The 2,932-nt window shown below is 63.0% G+C and carries 2 protein-coding genes; both read left to right on the top strand.

What is annotated here, in order from left to right; all coding sequences use genetic code 11:
* Positions 1-1,682, top strand: a 1,682-nt coding sequence (locus EN994_RS25280; protein WP_348631687.1) for a glycosyl hydrolase family 65 protein, incomplete at its 5' end; no start/stop codon positions are given.
* Positions 1,683-2,194: 512 nt separating this feature from the next.
* Positions 2,195-2,932: ABC transporter transmembrane domain-containing protein (locus EN994_RS25275; protein WP_245466082.1), on the top strand; the 738-nt coding region annotated here is incomplete at its 3' end.

Genomic DNA, 2,932 nt, shown 5'->3' with positions numbered 1-2,932 from the left:
ATCCGTGCGCGGCGATTGCCCGCGACGTCGAGATCCCGGCAGGCGGCGACGTGACGCTGCTCTGGCTGCTCGGCGACGCCGAGTCGGTCGAGGAGGCGAGCGCGCTGGTGCAGGAGCATCGGGCCAAGGACTTCGACCAGCGATTGGCCGACAATGAGCGCGAATGGCGCGGCTTCCTCGACACCATCCAGGTCGAGACGCCCGACAAGGCGCTCGACGCCATGGTCAACCACTGGCTTCCCTATCAAAGCCTGGCCTGCCGCATCCGCGCCCGCTCGGCCTTTTATCAGGCCAGCGGCGCCTTCGGCTTCCGCGACCAGTTGCAGGATACGCTGGCGCTGCTGGCACATGACCCGCAGCTGGCGCGCGACCAGATCCTCAACGCGGCGCGGCGGCAGTTCCCCGAAGGCGACGTGCAGCACTGGTGGCTGCCGCGCACGGGTGCTGGCGTACGCACGTTGATCTCCGACGACGTGGTCTGGCTTGCCCACGCTACGGCGCGCTATTTGCTGGTCACCGGCGATGCCTCCATCCTCAAGGAGCAATTGGCCTTCATCGATGGACAGCCGCTGGGCGAGGGCGAGCACGATGCCTTCTTCACCCCGGAAATCTCGAAGAAGACAGCGACGCTCTACGACCATTGCGCGCGTGCGCTCGATCTCGCCATCAAGCGCAGCAGCCCCGCGGGCCTGCCGCTGATCCTCGGCGGCGACTGGAACGACGGCATGAACCGCGTCGGCGAGCACGGCAAGGGCGAGAGCGTCTGGCTCGGCTGGTTCCTGCTGAAGACGCTGGGCGATTTCGCGCCCGTCGCCAAGACCGAGGGTGATGCCAAGCGAGCACAGGCCTGGGCAAAGCATGCCGATGTTCTGAAGCGGGCGCTTGAGAGCACCGCATGGGACGGCGAATGGTACCGGCGCGGCAGTTTCGACGACGGCACGCCTTTGGGGTCTCGCAACTCGCAGGAGTGCAAGATCGACTCGATCGCCCAGTCCTGGAGCGTGCTTTCGGGAGAGGGCGACCCGGCACGGTCGACCACCGCCATGGAGCAAGCAACGAAGCTGCTCGTCGACGACAAGCTGAAGATCGTCAAGCTGTTCACGCCGCCATTCTCGAAGACGGAAAAGGACCCCGGTTACATCAAGAGCTATCCGCCTGGCGTGCGCGAGAATGGCGGCCAGTACACCCACGCCGCCACATGGTTCGTCATCGCGCTTGCCGAGATGGGGCAGGTCGACGAGGCTTATCGTTGTTTCTCGATGCTGAATCCCGTCAACCACGCGACCGACGAGGCCACGGCCGAGCACTATCGAGTCGAGCCCTATGTCGTGGCGGCCGACATCTATGCCGGGGACGACAATGCCGGCAACGGCAAGGGCGGCCGTGGCGGCTGGACCTGGTACACCGGCTCTGCCGGCTGGCTCTACAGGGCTGCGGTCGAAGGCATTCTGGGCATCGAACGGCGCGGCAAGCGTGTCCAGTTCAAGCCGAAGCTGCCAAGCCACTGGGATGGGTACTCGGCAAATCTCAAAATGCTGGGGGCGGAACTCAAGGTTCGTGTCATCCGCGACAATAAGGCCAAGGCCGTGTCGCTGGAGGTGAATGGGGCAAAGACCAAGGCTTCGGCAGTCGAGCTGAAGGACGGCGAAGTTGCCGAGGTTGTCGTCAGGATTCCGGCCTGAGGCCTGTTGCCCAAAAAGCATGCGCTCGGGGCTGAGGCCCCGACCGCGACTTTTGTCACGCCAGGCGGGATGAGAGGCCCCATCCCGCCTGGCGTTGCCGTCTGCCGTTGACGGGCATCCCGCCGAGAAGTCTATGAAATCAAAGGCTTGAGGCGTCCCATAGGAGTAGCCGCGAGCGGTGAGGGTTTGGCCACCCTTCGCCTGGAAGGGCATCCTGCAGCTTTGTTTTGCTTTATACTTCGCGAAAGGCGATTTCGGCCTCAGTCATCCGCCCGACATTGTTGCTGATTAAAATTATGGCAGCACGTGCCAACTGCCATGATTTCGCCGCATGCCTGACATTTTACCTGTCTTCTCAAACCGTTAGGTGATCACGGCAGATTTCGGAACGTCGCCATCTTTTGTTCGCTCTAAGGGAACTGAAGGGGTACACGGCCATTGTTTTGCGACGTATCAACCGGTACGAATAAAATGATGCAGTGCACAATAAACAGCGTGGCGGAGTAACTGGGGTGACCCTTCTGCAAATCTACTGGCGAGCTCTCGGTTATCTGGCCGCGGACAGGAAACGCGTTGCGTTGATCTGTTCGGCCAACGTGGCTCTCGCCATCGTAGCGCTTCTCGAGCCGATTATGTTCGGTCGCGTCATCGGCGCCATCTCCGAGCGTGGCTCTGTCTTCACCACCCTGGTCATGTGGGCCGGTCTCGGCGCCTTCAACATCGTTGCCTTCGTCATGGTGGCGCGCGGCGCTGACCGCTTTGCCCACGCGCGGCGCAGCGAAGTGCTTTGCGAGTCGTTCGAGCGCGTGATCACCATGCCGCTCGCCTGGCACCATCAGCACGGCACCTCCAATGCGCTGCACACGATGCTGCGTGCCGTCGAAACCCTGTTCAGCCTTTGGCTCGAATTCATGCGCCAGCATCTGTCCACGGCTGTCGCCCTCGTACTGCTGGTTCCGACCGCGATCAGCATGGACCTGCGCATGTCGCTGGTGCTGCTTGGCCTCGGGCTGCTCTATGTCGGCATCGGCCGGATGGTCATGCGCCGCACCAAGGCGGGCCAGGCTGCGGTCGAGCGCCACTACCACAAGGTGTTCGCGCATGTGACCGACTCGGTCAGCAACGTTGCGGTGCTGCAGAGCTACAATCGCCTCGGCCACGAGGCCGATACGCTGCGCCGCTACGTCAAGAACCTGCTCGACGCGCAGAACCCTGTGCTCGACTGGTGGGCGCTGGCCAATGCCTTGCAC

Source organism: Mesorhizobium sp. M7A.F.Ca.CA.002.09.1.1 (assembly GCF_003998555.1).
GTDB lineage: Bacteria > Pseudomonadota > Alphaproteobacteria > Rhizobiales > Rhizobiaceae > Mesorhizobium > Mesorhizobium ciceri.
Note: the sequence above shows the minus strand (reverse complement) of the source record. Positions and strands in the feature narration are given on the sequence as shown.